Here is a 287-nt window from a genome sequence, read left to right on the forward strand (position 1 = left end):
TTGGTTAACTTGGGTCACCCAATCAAAATCGGCTGCGGTAATTTCTAATACAGGCGTTGCTTTGGTGACGGTGGCATTGTTAATTAACACATCAAGTTTAGAAAATTTCTCTTCAATCCATTGCACCGCTGCATGAAAATCTGCCTCGACCGAAATATCCAGCTTTAAAGGAAATATATTTTGGGCATACTGACTTTGTGCCTTAGCATTTTCGGCTTTTTCAAGCGTACTGGCTGACAAAATCACTTGATGACCTTGGCTCGCAAAATATTCAGCAATCACATTAC

1 protein-coding gene is annotated in these 287 nt (G+C 40.4%); it reads right to left on the minus strand.

The annotated features are described in order from the left end of the window. Positions 1-287: SDR family NAD(P)-dependent oxidoreductase (locus ACNQ0W_RS25655; protein WP_417933338.1), on the minus strand; the 287-nt coding region annotated here is incomplete at both ends.

The organism is Enterobacter cloacae complex sp. 6730903, from assembly GCF_048283985.1.
Lineage (GTDB): Bacteria > Pseudomonadota > Gammaproteobacteria > Enterobacterales > Enterobacteriaceae > Enterobacter > Enterobacter hormaechei_C.